The organism is Pseudomonas sp. 2VD (genome assembly GCF_005503585.1).
Taxonomy (GTDB): domain Bacteria; phylum Pseudomonadota; class Gammaproteobacteria; order Pseudomonadales; family Pseudomonadaceae; genus Pseudomonas; species Pseudomonas aeruginosa.
Map to the genome: position 1 here is coordinate 1 of NZ_SCND01000046.1, position 25,655 is coordinate 25,655.

At 68.2% G+C, this 25,655-nt stretch carries 26 protein-coding genes and 2 pseudogenes; 9 read left to right on the plus strand and 19 right to left on the minus strand.

Features of this window, described 5'->3' with window-relative positions:
• From FFS27_RS07835 to FFS27_RS33200, 15 genes and pseudogenes are all read right to left on the minus strand, one after another.
• Positions 1–420 (minus strand): DedA family protein (locus FFS27_RS07835; RefSeq protein ID WP_137951963.1); only part of this gene is annotated, 420 nt, incomplete at its 3' end.
• A 180-nt stretch (positions 421–600) separates the two neighbouring features.
• Positions 601–1,299: a pirin family protein gene (locus FFS27_RS07840; RefSeq protein WP_003086661.1), complete on the minus strand. Its 699-nt coding sequence runs from the start codon at positions 1,297–1,299 to the stop codon at positions 601–603.
• A gap of 117 nt (positions 1,300–1,416) precedes the next feature.
• Entirely contained in the window at positions 1,417–2,052 is a 636-nt protein-coding gene (locus tag FFS27_RS07845) for an alpha/beta fold hydrolase (RefSeq protein WP_137951964.1), read from the minus strand.
• Positions 2,049–3,278 (minus strand): MDR family MFS transporter, encoded by a 1,230-nt coding sequence (locus FFS27_RS07850; protein ID WP_003082502.1) that lies wholly within the window; start codon positions 3,276–3,278, stop codon positions 2,049–2,051. The genes FFS27_RS07845 and FFS27_RS07850 overlap by 4 nt, the downstream gene beginning before the upstream one ends.
• Positions 3,275–4,234, minus strand: coding sequence for a clavaminate synthase family protein (locus FFS27_RS07855; protein ID WP_003082503.1), 960 nt, complete (start codon positions 4,232–4,234; stop codon positions 3,275–3,277). Before FFS27_RS07855 ends, FFS27_RS07850 begins: the two co-directional genes overlap by 4 nt.
• Positions 4,231–5,829, minus strand: coding sequence for an asparagine synthase-related protein (locus FFS27_RS07860; protein ID WP_023101428.1), 1,599 nt, complete (start codon positions 5,827–5,829; stop codon positions 4,231–4,233). Before FFS27_RS07860 ends, FFS27_RS07855 begins: the two co-directional genes overlap by 4 nt.
• Positions 5,829–7,307 carry a class I adenylate-forming enzyme family protein gene (locus FFS27_RS07865; protein WP_021264461.1) on the minus strand — a complete coding sequence of 493 codons (1,479 nt, stop codon included), beginning with the start codon at positions 7,305–7,307 and terminating at the stop codon, positions 5,829–5,831. Before FFS27_RS07865 ends, FFS27_RS07860 begins: the two co-directional genes overlap by 1 nt.
• A 9-nt stretch (positions 7,308–7,316) precedes the next feature.
• Positions 7,317–8,063, minus strand: a complete 747-nt coding sequence (locus FFS27_RS07870) for a class I SAM-dependent methyltransferase (RefSeq protein WP_003112447.1) — start codon at positions 8,061–8,063, stop codon at positions 7,317–7,319.
• Positions 8,060–9,427 carry a 2-isopropylmalate synthase gene (locus tag FFS27_RS07875; RefSeq protein WP_003086676.1) on the minus strand — a complete coding sequence of 456 codons (1,368 nt, stop codon included), beginning with the start codon at positions 9,425–9,427 and terminating at the stop codon, positions 8,060–8,062. The genes FFS27_RS07870 and FFS27_RS07875 overlap by 4 nt, the downstream gene beginning before the upstream one ends.
• Entirely contained in the window at positions 9,424–10,302 is an 879-nt protein-coding gene (locus FFS27_RS07880; RefSeq protein WP_003133670.1) for a phytanoyl-CoA dioxygenase family protein, read from the minus strand. The genes FFS27_RS07875 and FFS27_RS07880 overlap by 4 nt, the downstream gene beginning before the upstream one ends.
• Complete coding sequence (locus tag FFS27_RS07885) at positions 10,299–10,913, minus strand: alpha/beta fold hydrolase (RefSeq protein WP_003086680.1); 615 nt, start codon at positions 10,911–10,913, stop codon at positions 10,299–10,301. The genes FFS27_RS07880 and FFS27_RS07885 overlap by 4 nt, the downstream gene beginning before the upstream one ends.
• The gene (locus FFS27_RS07890; protein WP_003162626.1) at positions 10,907–12,169 is read right to left on the minus strand and encodes a hypothetical protein; all 1,263 of its coding nucleotides are present in this window, start codon (positions 12,167–12,169) and stop codon (positions 10,907–10,909) included. The genes FFS27_RS07885 and FFS27_RS07890 overlap by 7 nt, the downstream gene beginning before the upstream one ends.
• Entirely contained in the window at positions 12,166–13,986 is a 1,821-nt protein-coding gene (locus FFS27_RS07895) for a non-ribosomal peptide synthetase (RefSeq protein WP_023101427.1), read from the minus strand. Before FFS27_RS07895 ends, FFS27_RS07890 begins: the two co-directional genes overlap by 4 nt.
• Positions 13,987–14,706: 720 nt before the next feature.
• On the minus strand, positions 14,707–15,864 hold the full coding sequence (mltA, locus tag FFS27_RS07900; protein ID WP_003082509.1) for a murein transglycosylase A: 1,158 nt from the start codon (positions 15,862–15,864) through the stop codon (positions 14,707–14,709).
• 86 nt (positions 15,865–15,950) lie between these two features.
• Positions 15,951–16,136: pseudogene (locus FFS27_RS33200) on the minus strand (LysR family transcriptional regulator); the annotation flags it as partial.
• On the opposite strand from FFS27_RS33200, the pseudogene FFS27_RS33535 reads away from it, so the two are divergent.
• Positions 16,119–16,267: pseudogene (locus tag FFS27_RS33535) on the plus strand (hypothetical protein); the annotation flags it as partial. The pseudogenes FFS27_RS33200 and FFS27_RS33535 overlap by 18 nt on opposite strands.
• 3 nt (positions 16,268–16,270) lie before the next feature.
• On the opposite strand, the gene FFS27_RS07910 reads toward FFS27_RS33535, so the two are convergent.
• Positions 16,271–17,158, minus strand: coding sequence for a LysR substrate-binding domain-containing protein (locus tag FFS27_RS07910; protein ID WP_003133659.1), 888 nt, complete (start codon positions 17,156–17,158; stop codon positions 16,271–16,273).
• A 131-nt stretch (positions 17,159–17,289) separates the two neighbouring features.
• Between FFS27_RS07910 and FFS27_RS07915 the strand changes: the two genes are divergently transcribed.
• From FFS27_RS07915 to FFS27_RS07930, 4 genes are read left to right on the plus strand one after another with little or no spacing between them, the layout of a single operon-like run.
• Positions 17,290–18,330 (plus strand): agmatine deiminase family protein, encoded by a 1,041-nt coding sequence (locus FFS27_RS07915; protein ID WP_003086692.1) that lies wholly within the window; start codon positions 17,290–17,292, stop codon positions 18,328–18,330.
• A 3-nt stretch (positions 18,331–18,333) separates the two neighbouring features.
• Positions 18,334–19,245 carry an N-carbamoylputrescine amidase gene (gene aguB, locus FFS27_RS07920; RefSeq protein WP_003086694.1) on the plus strand — a complete coding sequence of 304 codons (912 nt, stop codon included), beginning with the start codon at positions 18,334–18,336 and terminating at the stop codon, positions 19,243–19,245.
• Positions 19,242–20,354, plus strand: a complete 1,113-nt coding sequence (locus tag FFS27_RS07925; protein ID WP_003086695.1) for an extracellular solute-binding protein — start codon at positions 19,242–19,244, stop codon at positions 20,352–20,354. Before aguB ends, FFS27_RS07925 begins: the two co-directional genes overlap by 4 nt.
• Positions 20,351–21,472, plus strand: a complete 1,122-nt coding sequence (locus FFS27_RS07930) for an agmatine deiminase family protein (RefSeq protein ID WP_023101426.1) — start codon at positions 20,351–20,353, stop codon at positions 21,470–21,472. Before FFS27_RS07925 ends, FFS27_RS07930 begins: the two co-directional genes overlap by 4 nt.
• Positions 21,473–21,488: 16 nt before the next feature.
• On the opposite strand, the gene FFS27_RS07935 is transcribed toward FFS27_RS07930, so the two are convergent.
• Positions 21,489–22,094 carry an NAD(P)H-dependent oxidoreductase gene (locus tag FFS27_RS07935; protein ID WP_021264467.1) on the minus strand — a complete coding sequence of 202 codons (606 nt, stop codon included), beginning with the start codon at positions 22,092–22,094 and terminating at the stop codon, positions 21,489–21,491.
• Between the two features lie 105 nt (positions 22,095–22,199).
• On the opposite strand from FFS27_RS07935, the gene FFS27_RS07940 reads away from it, so the two are divergent.
• Positions 22,200–22,808 carry a TetR/AcrR family transcriptional regulator gene (locus FFS27_RS07940; protein ID WP_021264468.1) on the plus strand — a complete coding sequence of 203 codons (609 nt, stop codon included), beginning with the start codon at positions 22,200–22,202 and terminating at the stop codon, positions 22,806–22,808.
• 38 nt (positions 22,809–22,846) lie between these two features.
• Positions 22,847–23,704, plus strand: a complete 858-nt coding sequence (locus FFS27_RS07945; protein ID WP_073665376.1) for an aminoglycoside phosphotransferase family protein — start codon at positions 22,847–22,849, stop codon at positions 23,702–23,704.
• Between the two features lie 76 nt (positions 23,705–23,780).
• On the opposite strand, the gene FFS27_RS07950 is transcribed toward FFS27_RS07945, so the two are convergent.
• Complete coding sequence (locus FFS27_RS07950; protein ID WP_003086702.1) at positions 23,781–24,131, minus strand: hypothetical protein; 351 nt, start codon at positions 24,129–24,131, stop codon at positions 23,781–23,783.
• Positions 24,132–24,240: 109 nt separating this feature from the next.
• Complete coding sequence (locus FFS27_RS07955) at positions 24,241–25,047, minus strand: AraC family transcriptional regulator (protein ID WP_003082516.1); 807 nt, start codon at positions 25,045–25,047, stop codon at positions 24,241–24,243.
• Positions 25,048–25,180: 133 nt separating this feature from the next.
• On the opposite strand from FFS27_RS07955, the gene FFS27_RS07960 reads away from it, so the two are divergent.
• On the plus strand, positions 25,181–25,378 hold the full coding sequence (locus tag FFS27_RS07960) for a DUF1656 domain-containing protein (protein WP_003082517.1): 198 nt from the start codon (positions 25,181–25,183) through the stop codon (positions 25,376–25,378).
• Positions 25,379–25,390: 12 nt separating this feature from the next.
• Positions 25,391–25,655: biotin/lipoyl-binding protein (locus FFS27_RS07965; RefSeq protein WP_137951965.1), on the plus strand; the 265-nt coding region annotated here is incomplete at its 3' end.

A 25,655-nucleotide genomic window follows, 5' to 3' on the forward strand; every position in this document is an offset into this window, starting at 1 on the left:
GTCGTAGGCGAGGAAGCGGCGCAGGTGGGTGCGGGTCATGCCGGCCAGGGTGGTGGACAACGCACTGGCGCCGGGCAGGAACTTCGACATCAGCAGCGCCCTCGGACCGACCCGCAGGTACATGTTCTGGCTCTGGCGGATGCAACTGTCCTGGGACAGCGAGACCTTGCAGATGCTGCGCAGGAGGAAGCCGCCATAGCGGCGCCCGGCCAGGTACCAGGCGACGTCCGCCAGCAGGCAGGCGAGCACCACCACCAGCAGGACCATGCCCAGCGGTGCGCCGACGCCCTGCATGGCCAGCGCGCCGGCGACGATCAGCGCCGGGTAGGCGGGGATCGGCAGCCCGGCCTGTTCGCAGAGCACGTTGAGGAACAGCAGGAGCAGCCCGTGGTTCTCCAGCAGGGGTTGCAGTTCACGCATGGCGGAGCCTCTCGAATTCTTCTGCGGGTAGTGTGAGCGCGAAGCGTGAAGCTGGGAAGAACCAAGTCGGCAGGGCCGGAGGCGTTGCGGCGGATAACGCCGCTGCGTCGAGAGAGGCGGCCCTGGGCTGGGGCGAAACGAAAGCAGCCCCTCGCCCGTGGGGGGCGAGGGGCTGTCGGGTCAGGCCACTTCCACCAGCAGCACTTCGCTGTCTTCCAGGGCCGTGACCTTCAGGGTCGGTTCGTCGCGTACCGCCAGGCCATCGCGGGCCTCGGCGCGCACGCCGTTGACCTCGATGCTGCCGGTGGCCGGCACCAGGTAGGCGCGGCGACCGTTTTCCAGGGCGTACTCGGCGCTCTGGCCGGCCTTCAGGGTCACCGCGGCGACCTCGGCGTCGGCGCGGATGTGCAGCGCTTCGCTGTCCTGCTCGTCGCCGCTGGCGAGAGTGACGAAACGACCGTCGCGCTCGGCCTTCGGGAACGGTTTGGAGCCCCAGCGCGGCTGGTCGCCGCGGCGGTCCGGGATGATCCAGATCTGGAAGATCCGGGTGGTCTCGGCTTCCAGGTTGTACTCCGAATGGACGATGCCGGTACCGGCGCTCATCACCTGCACGTCGCCGGCCTCGGTGCGGCCCTTGTTGCCCAGGCTGTCCTGGTGGGTGATCGCGCCTTCGCGGACATAGGTAATGATCTCCATGTCGCGGTGCGGGTGCGGCGGGAAGCCGCTGCCGGCGGCGATCTCGTCATCGTTCCAGACCCGCAGGCGGCCCCAGTCCTCGCGCTCCGGGTCATAGTAGTCGGCGAAGGAAAAATGATGACGCGCGTTCAGCCAGCCGTGGTTGGCATGGCCCAGACGGTCGAAGGGACGACGTTCGATCATGATCGGATCTCCATTGGGCCCGTCGCCGCTCGTTTGCGCGAGGGTGCGGGCGGTTGATGGGGTCATCATCCGTCAGATCATTGCGATAAAAAAGCGCGTATTTTCGGCTTTATCTATCTAATTATTAGATTCGATCAGGGCGCGAAGGAAGCGCGGGTCCGCCAGTGCGGCGAGGTGCCCGCCCGGGTATTCCCGCACTCGCGCGTCCAGGCGGTGGGCGAAGGTACGTTGCAGCGGCGGCGGGCTGAGCCGGTCGGCGGCCGCCACCACGTAGGTGACCGGGCAGGCTGGACGAGTCTGCCGTGGCGAGTCGATCAGCAATTGCGCGGGTTCGCTGGCGCTGGTCGGCACCTCGGCGCCGAGCAGTTCGAGGAAGCCGGCGCGGTCTTCCAGGCGGACCCGCCCTCCGAGCGGGTCGAGGCGGCATAGCCCGAGGAGATTGTCCTGGCCGCTGTCCTGGTAGCTTTCCAGCGCGCCGCCGCCCTCGCTGACCAGCGCGCTGAACAGGTACAGGTGCGCGCCGCGCTCGCCCAGGCGGGCCGCCAGGCATTGCGCCAGGTAGCCGCCGAAGCTGTGGCCGCAGAGTATCACCCGCTCCTCGCCGGCCAGCGTGGCGGCGGCCTGGTCCAGCCAATGCGCCAGGTCGCATCCGGGCGCGTCGCGCAGATGGTCGCAGCTTCGCCAGCCGGCGCCTTCCACGGACCAGGCGGAGCGGCGCAGGAAAAATCCCGAGACCAGCAGCACGCCGCTCATCCGCCGGCCCGCTCGGCCTGGCGCAGGCCGACCGCGCCGACCTGCAGCAGCATGATCACCCCGCACAGCGCGGCCAGGCCGAGGTACAGCGCCTGGCTGCCGGCATGGTCGAGCATGATCCCGCCGTACAGCGGTGCCAGCGCGGTGCCGAGGCTGTAGAGATTGGCCGCGCCGAAATAGCTGCCGCGCAAGTCGTCGGGGGTCAGTTGGTCGACCTCCACGCTGAAGGTCGGGAACACGATCAGTTCGCCGAGGCTGAGCACCACCGTGGCCAGCGCCAGGCCGGCGAACAGGGTCACCGGGGTCCAGGCGAAGCCTAGCTGGGCCAGGAGCATGAGCAGCATGCCGAGCATCAGGCGGCCGCCGGTGCCGGTGTTTTCCAGCAGGCGGAGGAGGGGAAACTGGGCGACCACTATGGTCAGCGCGTTGATGGTCACCAGCAGGGCGATGCTGTTGACCACGTCGGGCAGACCGCTGCGGGTGAGGTACTGCACCAGGGTCGAATCGAAGGTGGCGTAGATCAGCGCGGCCAGCATGTTGCACAGCAACAGCAGGGTGAAGGCGCGATGCCGGGCCATGCTCAGGCAGGCTTCGAGGAACCCGGTCGAGGATCGCGGGGCAAGGCTGCGCCGCTTCAGTTCGAGGTGGTGCAGCAGGCGCCAGAGCAGCAGGCCGTAGCAGAAGTAGACCAGCGCGGTGACCAGGAAGGTGCCGGCCTGGGCGGCGACGCCGAGGGTCAGGCCGATCAGCGGGCCGAGGGCGGCGCCCAGGTTGATCAGGAAGTACCGGCAGTAGAGCGCCAGTTCCCGCGAGCGGCGATCCTCGACGCGGTCGCCGATCAGCGCCTTGCAGCTCGATTCGAGCAGGGCGCAGCCGATGCTCACCCCGGAGATCGCCAGTCCGTAGGACAGCGGCTGGCCGCTGAAGCCCAGCAACACGAAGGAAAGTCCGCTGAGACTGGTGCCGAAGAAGATCAGGCGCTTGCGCCCGAAACGATCCGACAGCCAGCCGGTGTAGATGCCGCTGAGCGCGCCGCAGACGGTCGCCAGCGCCAGCAGCAGGCCGATGGCGCTGGCGGACAGCCGGAACTCGCGCCACAGCAGCAATGCCAGGAACGGCCAGACCATGAAGTAGGCGCCGCGGGTCAGCAGCGTACCGACGAGCATCACGTGAATTTCCGTCGGCAGGGCGCGGAAGCGTTGCACGCTGAAGGTGTTGTCGCTCACGGGCGGGGCTCCTGGGCGAGGGGACGGATGCCGCCGCGCAGGCTGCCGGCGGCTACCTGGTGGAACAGCGGCAGGAAGCTTTCCGGCAGTTCGCGGGTGAACTCGCTGCTCAGCCAGCAGCGCAGCAGGCAGCGGCGCTGCCGCTCGTCGTCGCTGAACTCGGTGCGCGCGTGCAGGGTGGTGTGGTTGTTCACCAGCACCAGCATGCCCTTGCTGAAGTCCAGTTCGGCATAGCCGTCGGCGCGTTCGATCGCCTCGTCCAGGCCGTCGAGCATGCTTCGCACCTGCGGGGCGAGGCTTAGCCCGTGGCGCGTCACCGATTCGTTGAACTTGCGGATATAGCGCAAGACGAAGGTCCGTGGGGTTTCCGTGAGCAGCGGCACCAGCGCGTAGTCGGCGTCGCCTTCGTCGCGCAGGTCGTGGGGGATCGGTTGGCCGAGCAGGGGCAGCCAGGCCGGATTGGCGGCTTCCAGGGTGGCGAGGACGTCGGCCGAGGAACGGATGCGGAAGGCGCCGCCCCGGCGTGCCGGCGACCAGCAGGCGAGCACGGTGAGATCGGCGCGATCGGAGTGGAAGGCCAGTTCCTGACTGGTCAGGTGGCCGCGCTGCGGCGCGTCGCGGGCGTCGCGCAGACCGAGGTCGCGCACTTCCTTGAGGTACTCGCCGTTGCGGTTGATCGCCACGGTGCGTCCCAGCCATTGGCAGAATGCGCGGAACACCCGCTGGAATTCGTCCTCGGCGAGTCCGCGCAGCAGCGCGGAATCGTGCAGCAGCACGCCGCTGCCGTGCTCCAGTTCGTGATGCAGGCGCTGGCGCAGGAGAGCCTCCGCGCTATCCGCGGGACGCCGCTCCAGCAGGCGCGCGAACAGCGTTTCCAGGCCGGCGGCGAAAGCGGCCGAAGCGCAGAACACCGCGTTGCCCCGCCAGGGCGCGGGGCGACGATGGATGGTTGTCATAGCGAGGCTCCGTATTCCTGCTGCCAGAGCGACAGGGTGGTGAGGGTGAACAACTGGTCGCCGGGCAGCGCCGCGACGCTCGGTGCATCCAGGCCTTCCAGGCCGAGGTCGTGCAGCGCCGGCAGGCGTTCGGCGAGGTGCCGGCGCATTTCCCCGAGGGCCTGCGGCCACCGTTCGAACGGCAGGCGGAAATGCCGTTTCGGCTGCGCCTGCCAGCGTTTCTCGCGTTGCTCCAAGAGCGCCACCAGCGGTGCCTTGGCGGTGTCGCCGACGATCCGCTGGAGGTACCCGGCGCGCTGCGCCAGGGCGCCATGCAGGTAGGGGGTGCGCGCTTCGATGGTGCGCGACATCAGCAGATGGTCGGCGCGGCGCAGCAGCGGCTCCAGCGAGTAGTGCAGGTCGAACTGGCCGATCGCCGCCTCGAGGCCCTGGCCGAGGGCCTCGTGGGCGAGTTCCTCGATCCTCTCGGCGACCCGTCGGCCCGCCGGTTCCGCCAGCAGCGTGGCCTTGCGCCGGTACTCGCCAAACCAGGCGGCGGCGAAGCGCCGCGGTTCCGGTGCGTCGCGCCGGCGCCAGAGTTCGAGATGGCGCGGGTAGCCCCAGAACAGTTCGTCGGCGCCTTCGCCGAGAAGCACGCAGTGATAGCCCTGCTCGCCGATACCGTCGGCCAGGCGCTGGTACATCAGCAGGCTGGACATCCGTGTCGCCCCGCCGAAGTTGCCGACCGCGCGACGCAGCAGCGGCATGAAGGCTTCCTGGCGCAGCTCGAAGCGTTGCAGCCGAGGGTGTGGCAGCAGGCTTTCCTCGTCGCCTTCCAGGCACAGGTGGAAGCGTTGCAACTGCGGGTCCAGGTAGCTGCCGAGCAGGTTGGAATCGACCCCGCCGCTGACCAGCAGGGCGCAGGGGCGGAAGGTCTGGCGGCAGCGTTCGAGGGTTTCACCGAGCTGCTCGTCGAGGCTGTCCGCCTCGCTGGCCGGGGCGGTGGCCAGCCGCTGGCGCTGGCAGAGGCGCGGACGCTCCTGGGAGAGATCGAAGCGCAACACCTCGCCGGGCAGTAGCAGACGGACCTGCTGGAACAGGGTCTGGCCTTCCAGCGGCACGCCGGCGGCGACCACCTGGGCGATCGCCTCGGCGTCGGCGCGGGCGCCGCCGAGCAGGTGCAGCAGCGCCCGCGGCTCGGAGGCGAAGGCCAGCAGGCCGCGCTCGGGCTGGTAGCTGTAGTACAGCGGCTTGATGCCGAACTCGTCGCGCAGCAGGGTCAATTGCCGGGTCTGCGGGTCCCAGCTGGCGAGGGCGTACATGCCGTCCGGCAGTACCCCGCGCTGCAAGCCGTCGAGCAGCAGGCGGATCTCGCCATGGATTTCGCAGCCGGCCTGGTAGACCTCGCCGTTGTAGGCGACCCGCCGCTGACCCTCCTGCGGCGGCAGCGGCACCGCCGCGGCGCCGGACATCGGCAGGCGGGTCATGCCGATGGCGCCGTTCGGCAGGGCCGCGATGCCCTCGCCGAACGGACCCCGATGGGCCAGCAGGCGTAGCGCTCCGGCGAAGCGCGAGACACTGAAACCGGTGCCGATGTAACCGAGGATGCCGCACATCACGAGGCTTCCCGTTGCAGCAGGGCGGCGAGCGCACGGCGGTCGTGCTTGCCGGCGCCGTTCAGCGGCAGGGCCTGGTGCGACAGCACCACGCGCTGCGGCGCGCGGAGGGTGCCGAGTTGCTGCTGGAGCCAGGGCAGGAAGGCGAACTCGACCTGCGGCGCGGTGTGGATCACGGCGACATAGTCTTCGCCATAGAGCGGGCAGTCGACCTTCAGGCAGCAGACGTCGATCACCTCGTCCAGGCCGTTGAGCGCCCGTTCGCATTCATTCAGGTGGAACAGGTTGCCGCCCTTGTTGATGGTGCCGTCGCAACGGCCGAGGACGTGCACGCAGCGGTCCTCGTCGAAGTAGGCGAGGTCCTGGGTGTTCAGCCAGCCGTCCTCGAGCACCTGGGCGGTCAGGTCGGGGCGGTTGACGTAGCCGGAGAACAGGCTCGGCGTGCGCACCCACAGGCGCCCGCGTTCGCCGCTGCCCTCCAGCGGGCGGCCGTCGGGGTCAGTCAGCTTGAGTTCCAGGCCGACGGCCGGTCCCACCGAGTTGTCGAACGCATCGCCGCGACGCTTGCCGAAGAGGAAGGCGAAGCCGCACTCGCTGAGGCCGTAGATGTTCGCCAGCGCCGCGTAGTCGCGCTGGAAGGCCGCTTGCAGGTCGGCGTCCAGGCGCGCCGAGCCGGCGACGCAGAGCAGGCGCTGCAACGGCAAGCGGCGCGGCGGCGGGGAGCCTTCCTTGACCATGTGGTTGACCACCGGCGGCACCAGGTAGAGGAAACTGATGCCGAAGCGTTCCACGTATTCCCAGAAGCCTTCGCTGTCGGCCCAGCAGTGCAGCGGCAGGAGCACCGCGCTGCCGCCGTACAGCAGCGGGAAGAGGAAATTGATGCCGAGGATGCCCAGGCCGCTGATCCGGTAGAAGCAACCGGAGCGCGTGTGCTCGCCGATGCCCAGGCAGTCGCGGCCGATGCGGTAGGCATGGAGCATGGCCTGCTGGCTGAGTTCGATGCCTTTCGGCTGGCCGGTGGTGCCCGAGGTGAACAGGATCATGTGGCTGTGCGCGGCGCGGTCGAGCCGGCGCGTCGCGCTGCGCTCGAAATCCAGCGCCAGGCGCAGCCCGGCCAGCGCGCCCTCGAGCGGATGTTCGCTGACCAGCGCTTCCAGGCGCATCTCGTCGACGATGGCCTGCTTCGCGGCCTCCCCCCACTCGGGATCGATCAGCACCAGATGCTTGCCCGCGCGCATGACCGCATAGATCAGGCAGAGGTTGCGGTAGCTGTTGTCCAGCAGCACGCCGACACTGCGGCAGGCATGCGCGGCGATCTGCTCGGCGAGGGCGTCGACCTGGTGGTCGGCGTCGCCCCAGGTGTATTCCAGCGGGCGCTCCGGCTCGCGGGCGTCGATCAGGAACGGCCGCCGCGGGTCGGCGCTGCCGAGATGGCGGAGGGTGCTGTCGAGCGATACGGGTACGGGGAGGCTGCTCATGCCGGCTCCTCAGCGATTCAGCGCGGTGAAGGCGTGGATGTCGAAGTTCACCGCCACCTGCGGCGCGCTCTCGATCTCGCGCACCGCGGCGATGAAGCGGTCGGCGTAGTCTTCGCCGCCTTCCTGCTCGATGTAGCGGGTCACGTAGCTGGTGGAGAGGAAGAACAGCGCGACCTCCTCCGGGCTGAGGAAGATGATGTTGGCGAACACTTCGCGGCGGCAGTCGCGCAGGTGCGGGCAACTGCCCATGATCTCCAGGGTGTCGTCATAGCGGGTCAGGCGCGGGTCGCGGTGTTTGGCCCACTTGTTCACCAGTTCGTGCTCGATGAAGTCGCGCAGCGGCCCGTAGGCGATCGGGAAGTCATACTTGTAGGCGCAGAACAGCCCGCCGGGGGTCAGCCAGTCGGCCATGCGCGTCAGCACCTGCTTGCGGTCCATCCAGTAGAAGGAGGTGGCGCTGGTGACCAGGTCGAAGCGGCGTTGCGGCGCGAAGGTTTCCGCCGGCGACACGCTGAAGCGGATCTCCGGGTAGTTCTCGCGGGCCTTGGCGATCAGCGCCTCGCCCAGGTCGCTGCCTTCCACGTAGCGGAACCAGGGTTGCAGGCGGACGGTCGAGACGCCGTTACCGCAGCCGATGTCCAGCGCCGCTTCGCGTGCCGGGGCGCGTTCGGCGAGGTTGCGGTAGAGCGAATCCGGATAGGCGATCTTGCCGCGGACCACGTTGTAGGCGTCTGCGTGCTTGTCGAACTGCTTCATTGGGTAATCTCCAGTAGGCTCTCGTGGTAATCGCCCTTGTGGACGAAATTGATGTAGGTGCCGCTGCCGCCGAGGTAGCGGTAGCTGTGCTCGACGCCGGCGGGGATGAACACGCTGGCCGGGCTCTGCAAACGGCGCAGTTGGCCGCCGAGCAGGACTTCCACCTCCAGGCCGCGGTAGTCCTCGTCGCTGCCGAGGAACAGGAACACCGAGTCGCAGTTGTGTACGTGGCTGTCGACGTGGCCCGGCCCGCCGTCGCCGACGTCGTGGAACTGGCGGGCGATGAAGTAGAACGGCGAGCCGTCGAGCAGGCGCCGGTCGAGCATGACGAAGCGCTTGCCGGGGCCGTGGCGGTGGTACTTCAGTTCGCTGGCGGACTTCTCGAAAGGCGTGAGGAATAGGGATTGGCGGTGCATCGGCGTGTAGCGTTGCAGCGAGACGCGGCCGTTGATCAGTTCCGGATCGAAGGCGCTGTAGGCGTCTTGGTTTTCCTGCATGGCCAGCTGGTGCAGGCGGGCGACATGGACGAAGGCGTTCTCGCCGACCACCGGGTGCATCGGCGAACGCTTGATCCGGCTGTGCGCCTCGACCAGTTCGGAGACCGCGAGGACGTTCTTCAGGTTGAAGCGGTCGGCGGCGAACTTGGTGTGCAGCAGGGTCAGCAACTGGAAGGTATCGGTGATCCCGGCGCGTTCGCCGATCCCGTTGCAGCTCGCCGAGTGCCACTGGACCCCGGCCTGGATCGCCGCCAGGGTGTTGCCCAGGGCCAGGCCGCGGTCGTTGTGCACGTGGTACTCGAAGACCACGTCGGGGAACTCGTGGCGCAGCAGCGAGAGCACGTCGAAGGTCTCGTCCGGCAGCAGGATGCCCACGCTGTCGGCGAAGCAGATGCGATCGGCGCCGGCGTCGCGCGCGGTGGCGATCATGCTGACCAGGTCGCTGACCGAGGTGCGCGCGGCGTCTTCCACCGTGGCCCGGACCCGCAGGCCGCGTTCGCGGGCGTAGCGGATCGCGTCGTGGAACAGTTCGAGCACCTCCTCGCGGTTCATGCCCTTGAACTTGGTTTCCAGCGAGATCGCGTTGATCGAGGCGAACAGCCCGACCCACTGCGCACCGGTTTCCAGCACCGCGTCGATATCCTCCCGGCGCGCCCGGGCGTGGGCCAGCACCGGCGTGGAAACCGCCGCCACCACGGCGCGTACCCGCTCGCGTTCGTCCGCGGAAATCCGCGGGTGGCCGCACTCGATCATATCCACCCCCAGCGCCGCGATTTCCCTCGCCAGCTGGACCGACTGCGCGCTGTCGAAGCTGCACTGGCGGGCCTGGCACCCCTCGCGCAGGGTGCAGTCGATGACCCGGATCATCGTCTCGCTCCCGCGTCCGAGGCCGACAGCGTCGCCAGCCGCGGCTCCCTGATGAAGTCGTGGATCTTCGGCGCATGGCCGAACTGGCGGGAGAAACGGGCGAGGAAGGTGACCATCTTCAGCGAGTAGTCGCACAGCTGCGGAAGATAGTGGTCGAGGTTGTCCTCGGTGATTGCCTCGTCCGGGAACACGCTTTTCAGGTTGGAAGCGATCCAGGTTTTCATGCTGTCCTCTCGATTCAGTTGGTGGAATTCGTCGTCGTCGACGAAGACGATCGGCATGCCGATGCGCAGCTCGCCGCTGCGGTTGTTGTGGCTGCCATGTGCGGTGCGGGCGGGCCAGACCAGGACGTCGCCGGCGTCCAGCTCGGCATCCACCAGTTGCTCGCGGGAAATGCCGTTGGCCTGGAGGTCGATGCACTTGAACATCGGGTAGGCGAGGTCGAATTCGTGAGGGAAGATCGTGCGGTCGTCGGGGTAATAGAACATCCCACCGTTGTCGTTCCGCGACGGGGTCAGGGCGACCCAGAAGGTCTGCGCGCTTTCGTAGCGCTTCTCCCACAGCGCGATGTCCTGGTGCAGCGGGATGTAGGACTCGTCGGCATGGCGCTTGATGAACGCCGCGTGGCGCAGCAGGCGCGGCTTGCGCAGATGGTCGCGGACCAGCGCGTCGAGCCCGGAGCGGGCGAACCAGTCGTCCCAGAAGAGCGGGTCGTGGCGGTGCAGGTTGCGCACCTTCTTCGCCTCGCGGCGCTCGTCGTCGGCGATGTCGAATTCCGGTTCCAGCGCCGGGTCCGGCCGCTGCGCCGCGGCGAGGATCCAGTCCAGCGCCTGTTGGCGCAATTGCGGGGATACCACCTGCCGATAGTGTTTCATTGGACGGACTCCTTGCTGACGGTGTGGACGATGAAATCGATCACCGCCGGGTCCTGCAGGGCCAGGTGGTGCGGACGCTCGCAGGGGAAGGTGTCGAGCCGCTCGATCAGGTCGCACCAGCGTTCGGCGGCCGGGTCGCGGCCGGCGTCGTCCCGGCAGCGCACCCAGCTGGCGCGGGCGAGGCGATGGCGGGGCTGCCAGCGGCCGAACAGCTCGACATTGCGCAGCAGGACCTCTTCGCGCAGTTCGCCAAGCTCGCTCATCAGGGCTATCCACTCGCGCATCTCGGCGCTCAGCCAGCGCTGGTATTGCTCGCTTGGCGGCATTCGCCGCAGGGCCGGCCAGGGCAGGTGGCTGTCGATCATCAGCAGGCGGCTGGCCGGCAACTGGCGGGCCATCTCGTAGCCGACCAGGCCGCCGAAGGAATAGCCGATCAGCCAGTCCGGTTCTTCCGCCAGGCCGTCGAGTACCTGGCTGGCGAGGGCTTCGATGCTGGCGTAGGCATCCAGCCGGTGGTAGTCGACCGGCCGGCAGTCCGTTGCGCCGAGGCGTGCCAGCAGCCCGCGGAAGCAGCTCGGGTGGCCGATGAAGTCAGGCAGCAGGATCAGCATGGGCGTAGCGCCTCGGCCATGGCCGCCGCCAGCGCCAGGGTCCGTTCGCGGCCGAAGCGGCTGGCCAGGCTGGCGTCCCAGCCGCCGTCGTCGCGCCGGACCAGGGTCAGGGTCAGCGGCAGGCGGCTCTTCAGTGTCGGCCGGTGGATGAACCCGGCGCTGCGGAATGGCTGGTCGATGACATTGATCATCACCTGGGCGTCGGCATAGCGCAGTCCGGCCCGTTCGGCGATGGCCTCTGCCGGCAGCAGGCTGTGCTCGAAGGCCTCGAGCCTGTGTCGTTCGAAGGTGTCCTCGGCGGTCGCGGCGTCCAGCAACAGCGGCACCAGGTTCAGCCAGCAACCGGAAACCGCCGTGCCTCGGCGACTGCGCAGGCTGACCGGGGTCAGCGCCAGGACCTTGCCGGTGGCGCCCTGGCTGGCCAGGGCGAGAGCCAGGGCGCAGGCGAGCCGGGTCAGCAGGGCGGCTTCGCCGTCTCCTGGCGTGGCGGCCAAGCGGAAATCCTCGCAATGGCTGGCGCGCTCCGCCCAGGGCAGGCTCGCCAGTTCACGGAACGCCTCGCCGCGCTCGCTCCAGTAGTCTTCCAGCCTGGTCCTGCGCTCGCGCAGCTGGCGCTCCAGGCGCCATTGCTGCTGGAGGAAGCCGAACTCGGGGGCTGCCGCTTCGGTCGTGGGGTCGGCGTTGAGCACGGCCAGGCGGGCCAGCAGTACGCTGGCGAAGTCGGCGTCGGCGACCAGGTGATGCAGCCAGACGCCCCAGCGCGCACGTCCTCCGCAGCGCCCGTGGAACAGTCGCAGCAGGCCGCGCTCGAACAGGGAATGCGGGCGTTGCAGCAGCGCTGCGATGAGCGCGTCTTCGTCGGCGAAGGGGCCGACTTCCAGCGCCGGGCTCTCCTCGGGCCGCCCGTGGACGACCAGTTCGAAACCTTCCGCGCCGCTGTCCACCTGGCTGTCGAGCAACGGGAACTCTTCGCGCAGGCGCCGACCCAGGCGCGTCAGGTCGGATGCCGGCACCTCGGCCGGAGCCAGGTAGCAGAGGCCGAAGCGGGTCAGGTCGGCGCCGAGCAGCTCGCTGAAGACCATCCCGCAGGACCAGGGCGACAGGTCGACGCGCAAGGACTGCGCGGCCTCATCCGGCATCGGTTGGTGCCGCAGGCGGTCGCGCTCGGAGGGGGACAGGCGGTGCCAATCGCCGACCACCACCAGGTGCTCGCGGAACCAGTGGTAGCGCACCTCCGCGGAGAGACCGACGTTCATGCCGCGCTCCTCGACAGCACCAGCGGCTGCTCCGGCGTCGCCGCCCGTTCCAGCAGACGCTCCGGCGCCAGGCCGTGGCTGCGCAGGAGACGGCTGAACTGGTCGAGGCGCGAGTTTGCCTGCAAGTCGGCGAGTCCCAGGTTTGCTCCCGCACCTGCCGATTGACAGAGGGCGACCAGTTGCAGGGCGAGCAACGAGTTGCCGCCGCAGAGGAAGAAATCCTGGTCGGCGGCGCCGACCTCGCAACCCAGCAATTCGCTCCACAGCTGCGCGCAGCCGCGTTGGTCGGGATCGAGCGCGCTGGCGCAGCGCTCCAGCGGTTCTTCCAGGCGGCGCAGCAGGGCGGCGCGGTCCAGCTTGCCGTGCGCCGTCAAGGGCAAGGCCTCGACCCGGACGCAGGCATGCGGGCGCTGCCAGGTGGGCAGTTGGCGGAGCAGGGCCTGCGGGCTGGCGTCGGCTTTTCCCGTCCAGGCGCAGAGCAGTTGCTTGACGCCGTTGCGCTCGCGGACCAGCAGGGCGCAGTCGAGGATGCCCGGCTGGCGGCGCAAGCGCTGTTCCAGGGCGGGGAGGTCGAGGCGATAGCCGTTCAGCTTGACCTGGCCATCGCCGCGGCCGATGAAGCGCAGCCGACCCTGCTCGTCGTAGCGAGCGCGGTCGCCGGTACGGTAGGCACGCAGCAGGCGGCCGCGATAGGGCAACTCGACGAAGCTGGCGCGGGTGCGCGTCGCATCGTTCCGATAACCCTGCGCCAGGCCGGCGCCGAAGGCGACGATCTCCCCGGCCCGGTCGGGCTCGGCGATCTCCTGTCCGTGCTCGTCGAGCAGGAGCACCGCGGTGCCGGCGATGGCCTTGCCGATGGGGATGTCGTCTTCCTCGAGGTCGTCGTTGGTGACGACATGGCAGCAGGTGAAGGTGGTGTTCTCCGTCGGTCCGTAGCCATTCACCAGGTGCAGTCGCGGATGCCGCAGCAGCGCCCGGCGCACGTGCGGCACCGAGAGGATGTCGCCGCCGGTGAGCAACTGGCGAAGGCCGCCGAGGCAGTCCGGGTCGAGGTCCACCAGGGTGTTGAACAGCGAGGCGGTGAGCCAGGCGCTGTCGGCTCCGCGCTCGTCGATCAGCCGGCGCAGCACGCCCGGGTCGAGGGGGCCGAGGTCGTTCAGCACGCAGCAGCCGCCGTTGAGCAGCGCGCCCCAGATCTCCAGGGTCGCCGCATCGAAGGACAGCGGCGAGTTCACCAGGAAGCGCATCTGCGGAGCGAACGCGAGGAACGACTGGCCCAGGCACAGACGGGTAATGCCGGCGTGGATGCAGGCGATGGCTTTCGGGCGGCCGGTGGTGCCCGAGGAGAAGTTGATGTAGGCGATCTGGTCCGCCGCGAAGCATGGCCGGGCGACCGAGGCTGGAGCGGCAGGCAGGTGCCTGACCGGGACGCAGGGAAGACCGTTGGCGGGCGTCGGCGTGGTCGAGCAGTCGAGGATCAGGCGGCAGTCGACCTGCCGGCACAACTCTGCATTCCAGGCCGCCGGTTGTTTCAGGTCTATATATAAGTAGTGATGGCCGGATAATAGTATGGCGAGCAGGCAGACAATGCTTTCCCGAGAATATTCGCCGTACACTCCAAGACAAACTCCCGGCTGCGGATAATGCTCGAGAAGATAGTCTGAAAGTTGTTCGGCGCTATGCAGGAGTTGCCGATAGTCGACACTTCCGAAACGGTCCCTGATGGCTTCGCGATGGGGATGAAGCGCTGCCATTTCGCTGAAGCGGGCCACCACCGTTGGGTGCGCGTACAGGTCGAGCAGGGAGTTCTGGGACATTCTGGCGATCGCCTTTTTTCGAAAAAATGAGTCAATCTGCCGGCTTCTTCGGCTAAATGAAGGGTTTTTGGTTTTTCGTAAGGACGGCGGCCGAGTCTTCCCCGGGAACTGCCAGTCGTCCGCCGCCCACCGGCTCGCTCACGCGAGCGGCAAGCGTCGAGGCGCCTTGCCCGGAAAAAACGTTATGGAAATACGGAGTGCCGTCGACTCAAGGGCAGTCAACTGCTGCCATGCAGTCTTATCGTCAGGAAAGAGAGAAAAGCGATGAGAATGGATTCACGGTCACGCATTGCACTTCCACCTTGCGTTGGGTTTCCGAAGTGTTTCGCTGTGTGTGTTTTTATATGTTTCGTGGGTATTTAAAATAAGATACAAATTTCCCCTCACAACTATGAGAATTGGTAGTTGGCGAAAGGGCGGTATGAGGGGTGTCGAAGCGCGCCGGCTGATGGCTTTTTGCCGAGGCAGGCGGCCGCGGCTACGCCTGCCGGGGGTAGCACGGACAGGTGGTGTCGGGGGGCCTGGCCGCTGCGGCGAGGCGCGGAGGTCCGGCTGGCGCGGCGATCATCACAGAAGATTCTGCGGCGTCATTCATCGCTTGAATGGTTGCTGCCGCAAGCGCGCCCGGCGCCGTCGATGCTGGTCGGCGGTGTCGGGCGCTCGCTGGCGTTGCGTTGGCCAGCCGTCCCGGCCGGGTGCGTAGGCACCGGCCGGAGGTTTTCAGGAGGCGGGCAGCGGCGCGCCCTTGGGCCATAGCAGCCAGAGCCGGCCCGGCTGCTTCATGTGTCCGGCGAGTTCGCCGGCGGCGTCGCCGGTGCCCCAGAACAGATCGGCGCGGACCTCGCCGACGATGGCCCCGCCGGTATCCTGGGCCGCCACCGGACGGACCACCGCGCTGCCGTCGTCAGGGCGGGTGGTGGACAGCCACATCAGGCTGCCCAGCGGAATCACCTTGCGGTCGATGGCTACGCTGTAGCCGTCGGTCAGCGGTACGTTCAGCGAGCCGCGGGGACCTTCGTCGCTGTCCGGGCGCAGGCTGAAGAACACGAAGCTGGGATTGCTCGCCAGCAGTTCGGAGACCCGCTGCGGATTGGCCTCGGCCCAGTCGCGGATGCGCTTCATGCTGATCTCTTCCTTCGGCACCAGGCCCTGCTCGACCAGCCAGCGGCCGACCGGCTTGTACGGGTGGCCATTCTGGTCGCCGTAGCCGATGCGCAGTTGCCGGCCGTCTTCCAGCTGGATGCGCCCGGAACCCTGGATCTGCAGGAACTGCAGGTCCATCGGGTCGCCCAGCCAGGCGAGCACCGGCGCGCTGGAGCCGTTGTCGCGGATCGTCGCGGCGTCGTCGTAGGGTTTCAGCACCCGGCCTTCCAGGCGTCCGCGCAGGCGCTTGCCCTTGAGTTCCGGGTAGACGCTTTCCAGCGCGACGACCACCAGGTCGTCCGGTACGCCGTAGACCGGCACCGGGGTTTTTTCGCCCTGGCTCAGGCTGCCGTGGTAGACCGGTTCGTAGTAGCCGGTGATCAGGCCCTGGTCGCCGTTGCTGGAGGAACGCAGGCTATAGACCTGCATCCGCTCCTGGAGGAACGCGCGCACCGCCGTCGGATCGGCGGCGACCGTCGTGGCGCTCGCACAGGGCTCGCCCCATACCGGGTCCTTGGCCAGCCGCGCGCAGGCCGAGCGCCAGGCATTGAAGCCGGCGAGCAGGTCGGCGTCGCTGGTGGCCGGCAGGGCGTCCCAGGGCACGCTGTTGTAGGTGGTGACTTCGGCGGGTTTGGGCGGGGGCTCTTTCTTGCCGTCGTCGCATGCGGTCAGCAGGGCGGCGAAAGGGAGCGCGCAGAGCAGCAGGCGGCGCCAGGGATGGAACGGAAACTTCACGCCAAGGACTTCCTGATGGTGGATCGAAGCCCGCTAGCTTGGGCAAAGCGCGACGGTGCGTCAAACCGCGGCGACGACCGAAGCGTATCGCCGCGTTCCGCCTGCCTGACGATTCGCGCCGGCGCCAGGTCCAGCACCGCCAGGCGACTGCCCGGCGCCTGGCGGCGAAGACTGGCGAGGATCGGCAGGAGGATCGCCGACTCGGCGTAGTCGGTGGCGGCGACGCGCCAGGTATGCCGCGACTGCGTCGGATCGAACGGCGCGGCCGGCGCCTCGATGACCTGCAGCGCTGCGCGCCGATCCCGTTCCGCCGGCAGAACGGCGGCGACCACCTGATCCCGGCGCTGACCTGCGCGACGAACTCACCCCGCAGCGGGTCGGTTTCGCCATGCACCTGGAGTGAGCGTTATCCGCGCCGTCCGGGGGCTGTGCGCGATGCTCCGCCAATGGTTTCTTCCAGCCATTGGCAGAATGCCCGGGTCAGGCTGTTGCGTTCGCTGTCGCGGTGCACCAGCCAGGCCCATTCGGGCCCGCGGACATTCTGTTCGCAGAGCGCGACCAACTGTCCGGCGGCTCGCGCGGGTGCGGCCAGCAACTGGCTGACCAGCGCGATGCCGAGGCCCTGGGTGGCGGCCTCCAGCAGCAGTCCGGGGTCGGAGAAGTTCAGGCCGGCACTGCGTTGGCCAACGTCCGCGCCGCCCTGTACCTGCCAGTGGCTCCAGTCCATTTCGCGCTCGCCGTGCAGGGTGCCGCGCCGTTCCGCCGGCAGCGCCAGCAGGTCGGGATGGCAGGCGGGGTAGAGGCGGTCTTCGAGGAGCGAGCGAAAGCTGCATTCGGCCTGGGCGCAAAGGTCGTCGCGGATGGCTACGTCGATGGTCTGGCTGGCCATCTCGGGTACCTCGTCGGTGGTCAATAGCCAGAGGTCCACCTGTGGGTGACGGCGATGGAAATCGCCCAGGTGCGGCACCAGCCAGTGGCGGGCGAAGGCCGGGGTGGTATTGACCACCAGTTGGTTGGGCTTGCGGTACTGGTCGAGGCGACGGACCCCCGCGGCCAGTTGCTGGAGCAGGGACTGGGTGGTGCTGAGCAGATCGAAGCCAGCGTCGGTCAGGCTCACCTTGCGTCCGTTGCGAAAGAACAGCGGTTGCTCGAGATAGCCTTCCAGGCTGCGGATCTGCTGGCTGATCGCCGACTGGGTGAGGTGCAGCTCCTCGGCGGCCTTGTGGAAGCTGCCGAGGCGGGCGGCGGCTTCGAAGCCACGAAGGGCATTCAGTGGGGGCCAGTGTTTGAGCATTGCTGATAAGCCGGGCTAATTAGGTTTGCGCAGAATTTATCGTTTGTTGAGCCTGATGCCTAGCCATAGCATCTCTTCAGGCAATCCACGCCTATTCCGCCAGATAAAAAATACTTACTGGAAGCCGACCCATGAATACGCTCGACACAGGCTGGCGCATGCCCGCCGAATGGACTCCCCATGCCGCCACCTGGATGGCTTTTCCGCACAATCGGATGCTCTGGGAGTCCGAATGGGGCGTGAGCCTGGCGGACGTACAACAGGACTTCGCCGCAGTGGCCAACGCCATCGCGCGTTTCGAACCGGTGAAACTGGTGGTCGACCCCGCCGCGCTGGACAGGGCCGGGGAGCTGTGCGCGGGCAATGTCGAACTCATCGAGCTGGCCATCGATGACAGTTGGTGCCGCGATTCCGGACCGAGTTTCGTCTGCCATCCGCAACTCGGGTTGGCCGGTGTCAGCTGGCGTTTCAACGCCTGGGGTGGAAAGTCCGCCTACGCGCAGGACGCCAGCCTGGCGCGGCGGATTCTCGATGGCCTCGGCCTGGAGTGTTTCGGCGTGCCGCTGGCCAACGAGGGCGGGGCCATCCACGTGGACGGCGAGGGCACGCTGATCACCACCGAGTCCGTGCTGCTCAATGCCAATCGCAACCCTGGCCTGAGCAAGGCCGAGATCGAGGCATTGTTCGCCCGCCTGCTCGGCGTGACCAGGACCATCTGGTTGCCCGGCGATCCCGACCGGGTCACAGGCGACATGACCGATGGCCATGTCGACGGCGTCTGTGCCTTCGCCCGGCCCGGCGCGTTGTTGCTGGACGCCACCCGCGACACCACCTCCGCCTACGCCGAGGTGGTGCGGGAGAACCGTCGCGCCCTGGAGCTGGCGCTCGACGCCCGCGGTCGGCGTTTCGAGCTGATCGAACTGTTCGATGCCGGCGAAGTGGCTCCGGAGGAGGGGGTGTTCTGTGCCTCCTACACCAATTTCTATATCGCCAATGGCGCGATCATCATGCCGGCCTACGGTGTCGCCGCCGACGACGCGGCCGCCGCGACCCTGGCCCGGGCCTTCCCCGCTCGCGAGGTGGTGCCGGTGCGCATCGACCACCTGGCCCACGGCGGCGGCGGCGTGCATTGCATCACCCAGCAGCAGCCGGCCTGGCCGGCGCGGAGGTGAGCGATGCGCCACCTGACCCTGGCCACTACCCAGTTCGCCTGTAGCTGGAGTCTCGACGACAATCTCGACCGCGCCGAGCGCCTGGTCCGCGAAGCGGCTGCCCGGGGCGCGCAACTGGTCCTGTTGCAGGAGCTGTTCGCCACCCCGTACTTCTGCATCGAGCAGGACCATCGCCATCTGCGCCTCGCCGAAACCTTCCGTGGCAGCCGGGTGCTGGCGCGCTTTTCCAGCCTGGCGCGGGAGCTTGGCGTAGTCCTGCCGCTCAGCTGGTACGAGCGCGCCGGCAACGCGCGCTTCAACTCGCTGGCGGTGGCCGACGCCGATGGCCGGTTGCTCGGCGTCTACCGCAAGGCCCACGTCCCCAACGCCATCGGCTACCAGGAAAAGGAATATTTCAGTCCGGGGGATAGCGGCTTTCGCGTCTGGGACACCGCGGTCGGCCGTATCGGCGTCGGCATCTGCTGGGACCAGTGGTTTCCCGAGACCGCGCGCTGCCTGGCGCTGCTGGGCGCCGAGGTGCTGCTGTTTCCTACCGCCATCGGCTCCGAGCCTGGCGCCGCGCAGCTGGATTCCCGCGATCACTGGCAGATCGCCCAGCGCGGCCAGGCCGCCGCCAACCTGGTACCGCTGGTGGCTGCCAACCGGATCGGCCGCGAGGTCGCTTGCGGCGACCCGGCGCTGGCCATGCGGTTCTACGGTTCGTCCTTCATCGCCGACCACAAGGGTGCCTTGCTCGCCGCGGCCGGCCGCGACGAGGAGGCGGTGCTGGTCTGTGGCCTCGACCTCGATGCGATAGGCGAAGAACGCCTGGCCTGGGGTGTCTATCGTGACCGGCGGCCAGAGCTGTATGGCCCGCTGATGAGCCTGGACGGGCGTGACCCGGCCAGCCGACACGCCTGGGAGGTGTCCCCATGAAACGTTCCGCGCGACCGCTGCTCGCCGCGCTGCTCCTGGGCCTGGCCGTGGCCCAGGCGGAAGAGAAAGTGCTGCGCCTGTATAACTGGGCCGACTACTTCGCGCCCGATACCCTCGCCGCGTTCACCCGGGAAACCGGCATCCGCGTGGTCTATGACGTGATGGACAGCAGCGAGACCCTCGAGGCCAAGTTGATGTCGGGGAACAGCGGCTACGACCTTATCTTTCCCGGCGATACCGTGGCCGAGCGGCTGATGCGCGCCGGCGCCCTGCAGAAGCTCGACCCCCGGCGCCTGGAGCATCTCGACGAGATCGAGCCGGGCCTGCGCGAACTGCAAGCCCGCTACGCGCGTTCGCGCGACGCCGCCGTGCCCTACACCTGGGGCACCATCGGCCTGACCTTCAACCGCGAGCAGATCGAACGGCGCCTGGCCGACGCTCCGCTGGACAGCCTCGACCTGCTGTTCAAGCCGGAATTGGCGGCGAGATTCGCCGACTGCGGGATTTCCCTGATCGACTCGCCGGACGAAGTGCTGGCGCTGGCCCTGCATTACCTGGGGCGCGATCCGCGCAGCGGCAAGCCGCAGGACCTGGCCGCCGCGCTGGCCTTGCTGCAGCGCATCAAGCCCTACATTCGCAAGTTCCAGTCGCAGCCGGTGGCGCAACTGGTGAACGAGGAGATCTGCCTGTCGCTGGGCTACAGCGGCGATGCGATCCAGGCCCAGCGCGCCGCCGACGAAGCCGGCAAGGCACTGCGCTTCGTCTACCGGGTGCCGCGCGAAGGCACGTCTCTGTGGATGGACAGCATGGCGATTCCGGTCGACGCGCAGCACCCGGAATATGCCTATGCGTTGATCAACTTCATCATGCGCCCGCAGAACATGGCCGCGATCAGCAGCGCTACCGGCTACCCGACCTCCAGCGCCGGGGCGCGGGCCCTGGTATCTGCCGACATGCGCGACAACCCGGACATCTATCCGGACGCGGCGACCTACGCCCGGCTGTTTCCCGGCCAGGACATCCCGCAGCGCGACATGCGGGCGCGGATGCGCGCCTGGACTACCTTCAAGACCACCCGTTCCGATCCCGTTCCCGAGGACCCGAAATGATGACCCGCAGACATTTCCTCCAGCGACTCGGCGCCAGCGCCGGCCTCGGTGCCGCCCTCACGCTCGGCCTGGAGTTCGGCTCGCCGCGTGGACAGGCGGCGGCGGCCGATCACTGGCACATGCCCGACGAACACCTGCCGCAGGAACGGGTGTTCCTTGCCTATGCCGCGTCCCCGTCGATCTGGAAGGACCTGGCCGAGGACGTGAATCGCAGCGTCGCCCTGCTGGCCAGGACCATCGCCCGCTACCAGCCGGTCACGCTGCTCTGCCGGCCCGCGCAGGAGGCCGCGGCGCGCCGCGCATGCGGCGGCGCCAACATCGACTACCTGGCGTTGCCGCTGGACGATATCTGGGTCCGCGACTACGGCGGCTGCTTCGTGCTGAACGGGGAGGGCGAAGCGGGCCTGGTGGATTTCAACTTCAACGGCTGGGGCGGCAAGCAGCAGGCCGGCAACGATAGCCGCGTCGCCGGCGTGCTAAGCGAGCGACTGGAGGTCCGCTACATCGCCAGCCAACTGACCGGCGAGGGCGGCGGCATCGAAGTGGACGGGCGTGGCACGGCGATCCTCACCGAAAGTTGCTGGCTCAACGACAATCGCAACCCCGGCATGGACAAGGGCCAGGTCGAGGCCGAATTGAAAGCCCTGCTCGGCCTGCGCAAGATCGTCTGGCTGCCGGGTATCCGCGGCAGGGACATCACCGATGCGCATGTCGACTTCTATGCGCGCTTCGTCAGGCCGGGCGTGGTCATCGCCAATCTCGACAACGACCCGGACTCCTACGACTACGCCGTGACCCGCGAACACCTGGAGATCCTGCGCACAGCCACCGACGCCGACGGTCGCGCTCTGCAGGTGCATACCCTGTCGCCGCCCCTGAAGCCGCGCCGCGACTACTCGCGAAACAACCCGGACTTCGCCGCCGGCTACATCAACTACCTGCCGATCAACGGTGCGGTGATTGCCCCGCAGTTCGGCGACGCCAGCGCCGATCGCCACTGCGGGGAATTGCTGGGCCGCCTGTATCCGGGGCGGGACATCGTCCAGATGAACATCGATCCCATCGCCGCCGGAGGCGGCGGCATCCATTGCGTGACCAAGCACATGTCACGTGCCTGAGTCGCCTGCGGCGGGCTCAGGCCGGCGTCGGCCGCCGGGCGCTGGCGAACAGCTCGGCGCCGATTCGCCGAGCCTGCTCCAGGTGCGCGGCTGGATCGGCGCTCTCCGACTCCAGCAACAGTTCGGAACGGACCACCCGTGCGCCGCAGTAATCGAAGATGCCATGGTCGATCTGGGTGCGCATCGCCCCGGCGTAGCCGTGCCGCTCGAAGGTGCCGGCATCGGCGCCGCCGACACCGACCAGCACCACGCGCAGGCGCTGCAGCTTTTTCCGCAGGTCGCCGCCGATGCTGTAGTCGAAGGCCCAGCCATTGGAGAACACGCGATCGATCCAGCCCTTGAGCAGGGCCGGCATCGACCACCAGTAGATCGGGTAGACCAGCACCAGGGTATCGGCGCGATCGATGCGCGCCTGCTCGGCGAGGACGTCGGCGGGAGGCGACGCCTGGCCGCGATGCACGGCGTGGTCGGCCAGGCTGAAGCGCGGCTCGAAGCCTTCCGCAGCCAGGTCGGCGGTTTCCGCGGAATGACCGGCGCGGACCACGCCTTCGGCGATGCGCGCGGCGAGGGCGTGGGTGAGAGAGCGGGGATGATGATGAGCGACGACGATCAGGGCATGCATGGGCGAATTCCTCCGGGAATTGCGGGAAGGGGGGCAAGTCGATAGTCTGGGTAAAACCTACCTTCTGTAGGTTACCTTTAGTAAGTTACTTTTAGTAGGTTATCTATGTCAATGCACTCCCCAGACGACCCGTCGCCACGCCGCCGCCTGTCCCGCGACGAGCGCCAGCGCCAGTTGCTCGAGGTGGCCTGGCGGCTGGTCCGCGAAGAAGGTACCGAGGCGCTGACCCTCGGACGCCTGGCCGAGCAGGCCGGGGTGACCAAGCCGGTGGTCTATGACCACTTCGGCACCCGCGCCGGCCTCCTGGCGGCGCTCTACCAGGATTACGACCTGCGCCAGACGGCGCTGATGGAGGCTGCCCTGGAAGCGAGCGAGGCGACCCTGGAGGGGCGCGCCGACGTCATCGCCCGCGCCTATGTCGACTGCGTGATGCAACAAGGCCGGGAGATTCCCGGGGTGGTCGCGGCCCTCGACAGCTCGCCGGAGCTGGAGCGGATCAAGCGCGACTACGAGGTTCTCTTCATGGACAAGTGCCGCGCCGTGCTGGAGCCCTTCGCCGGCGGCGGACGGCTGACCGTCGCCGCTCTGCGCGCAATGATCGGCGCCGCCGAAGCGCTGTCGCACGCGGCCGCCACCGAAGAGATCGCCCCGGAAGAGGCGCGGCGGGAACTGTACGAGGCGATCGTGGCGATGGTCGCGCGGAGTCGTCGGTGAAGGAACCGCGTGCCCTGGAGGAATATCGCCGGGCGATAGTGGCGGCCTGTCCGGAACTGGCGGACGCCACTTTCGCCATCCTGGCCTCGGGCTGGCATTCCACGGCGGTGGAGGTCGGAGGGCGCTGGGTGTTCAAGTTTCCGCGCGGCGCGGAGGCCGAGGCGGCGCTGCTGCGCGAGGCCGCCGTGCTACGCCTGGTGCGTCCGGCGGTGAGCCTGGCGGTGCCGGCGCCGCAGGTGTTTGCGGGACCGCCGCTGTTTTCCCGCCACGAGAAACTGCCTGGCGGTTACCTCCTGGGCGAGGACTACCGGCGCCTGGACGAACCCGCACGGCAGGCGGTCGGCGATGCGTTGGGGCGCTTCTACGCCGAGCTGCATCGACTGCCACCGGCGCGCATGCGGGCGGTTGGAGCCTTGCCGGTGCGTCCCTGGGAGTCGCCCACGGCGATGCGCAGGCGCGCCTTGCCGCTGCTGCCTGCGGCCTGGCGCGAACGCGCGGAACGCTTGGTGCGGGAATACGCCAAGCTGCCTGCCGATCCGCTGGGTTCGATCTTCGGCTTCTTCGACGGCCATGGCTGGAACATGGCATTCGATAGCGAGGCCGGGCGGCTGAACGGTGTGTACGACTTCGCCGACGCGGGCATCGGTCCGCTGCACCAGGAATTCATCTATTCCGCGTTCATCGATGCCGACCTCACCGAGCGCATCGTCGCCGCCTACGAGCGCTTCAGCGGTCGGCGCCTGGAGCGTCGGCGGATCGCCTTGCTGACGGCGGCGCATCGGTTGTCGGAGCTGGCCGAGCTGGCCGAGCTGGCCGACGAGCCGCGCCATCTGCCGGACATGCTCGCCGGCGCTCTCGACGGCCTGGCCCTGGCGGAGGCGCAGGGCCTGGCCTGATGAGGGGACGCGCGGTCGTGCTGGGCAGGACGGATATGACCGCGTGCGGACATCCGCCGCGAAGTACCGCTACCGCTCAGAGATAGGCTTGCGCGCGGCGCCGCGAGCGCGGCATGCGGTTCTTCCCGGACAATTCGTTGAGACGCGCCTGCCAGGCCTTGCGGGCGGCATCGCGGTCCTGGCGCTGCGCGGCGGCGGGCCTGGCCTCGGCTTTCGGCCGCGGCGCGGCCTTGTCGGTCACTGGCGCAGCGGCGGTGGGGGTGACAGGGGCACTGGCCGGAGCGGCGTTTTCCTGGGCCTGGGCGAAGGCGTTGGTGCGCCGGCAGGTCTTGCAACTGACCTGGCCGACATCGCTCGAGCCGTTCACGTTGCTGTCGCCGCGCCCGCAGGCTGCCTGGCCGGATTCGCTCAAGAAGTGCGTAACCATCTGATCCTCCTGGAGAAAAAAGGGCGGCATTATTCCCAGAAGTGCCTTCGAGTGCCAGTCTCGGGGGAGAACAGCTGACGAACTGCAAGGCCGTTCCGTCGACCTCCGTTCAGTCGGCTGGCCGCCGCATGCTGTCGCGCACGTAGCGGGCCGGGGGGCTGCCGAGCGCCTTGCGGAACATGCCGATGAACGAGCTGACCGACTCGTAGCCGAGGATCTCGGCGGTGCGTTGCACCGAAACGCCGGCGGACAGTTGCTGCAGGGCGATGATGATCTGCAATTGCTGGCGCCACTGGCCGAAGGTCATGCCGGTCTCCCGGCGCACCATCCGCGCCAGGGACCGCTCGCTCATCGCCACTCGCCTGGCCCATTCGGCCATGCTGGCGCGGTCGCCGGGGGCGCGGGTCAGTTCGTCGGCGATGCGGCGCAGGCCGCGGTTGTCCGGCAGCGGCAGGTAGAGCTGTTCGGTCGGCGCCTGTTCCAGGAGTTCCAGCAGCACCCCGGCCAGACGTGCGAGCGGGCCGTCGTGCGGATAGTCCTGCGGTTGCGCGCTCAGGTGCAGGATCAGTTCGAGGACCAGCGGCGACAGGGCCAGGGTGCAGCAGTCGCTCGGCAGGCGTGCCGCCCCCGGCTCGACGAAGAGGAAGCAGACCTTGCCGTTGGCGGTGACCCGGTTGCTATGGGCGATGCCGCCGGGAATCCACACACCGAACCCGGCCGGCACCATCCACAGGCCATCGGGCACCGTGCAGGTGATGCCGCCGCGGCAGGCCACCACCAGCTGGCCCTTGCGATGCCGGTGCACCGGCACTTCGGTGTCGTTGTGCCGGGCCTCCAGCTGCAGGGCCAGGGCCGGCTGGCCGAGCGCGTCGGGATCGAAGCGTTGGGCGAGGTAGGTCTGCGGTTCACGGCTCACGGCAGGTCCTTTGGTTGTCCGAATTCGATTATTTTCTGGCTGAGTAGTCGATATTTGCAAATCGCCACGACCCGTAGCCTGTGCTCGTCAACCCGACAGGAGCGGCCGACCGCTCCGCGCCCTCGATACCCTGGTGCCCTGCATGCTGAGCGAAGTCTCCGTTTCCGGCCTCTACGTGCCGCCATTGTTCCTCTACCTGTGCCTGGCGATGCCGCTCTACCTGCTGCTGGAGCGCCTCGCCTGGCGCTGGCTGGAATGCGCCTGGCATCCCGGCCTGCTGCGTTTCTTCCTGTCGTTCATCGTGCTGTCCGTGCTGGTGCTGAAGTTCTGAGCCGAGGTCCCCATGTCCATCGTTCGTCTTTCCAAGGTGGCTGCGACCTTCGCCTGCGGCCTGCTCGCCCTGTGCCTGGCGTTGCAGTTGTGGCAAGCCTACGTGCTGGCGCCCTGGACCCGCGACGGGCGGGTCAGCGCGCAGGTGATCCGCATCGCGCCGGAAGTCTCCGGCAGCGTCGAGGCGGTGTTCGTCGCAGATAACCAGCGGGTGGCCCGCGGCGATCCGCTGTACCGCATCGATCCGCGCAGCTATCGCCTGGCCGTTCGCCAGCGCG